This is a genomic window from Arthrobacter sp. CMU6, from assembly GCF_059090205.1.
This window is the reverse complement of sequence record NZ_JBNHFL010000116.1, coordinates 1-298: the sequence shown is the minus strand read 5'-3', so window position 1 is coordinate 298 and position 298 is coordinate 1. Positions and strand designations below refer to the sequence as shown.

Genomic DNA, 298 nt, shown 5'->3' with positions numbered 1-298 from the left:
ACCGGCTGAACAAGCCCGGATCAGGCCTCTCCGGCGGCCAGCAGCAGCGCCTGTGCATTGCCCGAGCCATCGCGGTTTCCCCGCAGGTGATCCTGATGGACGAGCCGTGTTCGGCACTCGACCCCATCTCCACGCTCGCCATTGAGGACCTGATCGAGGAACTCAAGACGCAGTACACAGTGGTGATCGTGACCCACAACATGCAGCAGGCGGCCCGCGTGTCCGACAAGACCGCGTTCTTCAACATCGCCGGCACCGGCAAGCCGGGCAAGCTGATCGAATACGGCGATACACCCAC

1 protein-coding gene is annotated in these 298 nt (G+C 63.4%); it reads left to right on the top strand.

The annotated features are described in order from the left end of the window. A partial coding sequence (locus tag AC5RWD_RS23310) for a phosphate ABC transporter ATP-binding protein (RefSeq protein ID WP_494022280.1) occupies nt 1-298 on the top strand: 298 nt, incomplete at both ends.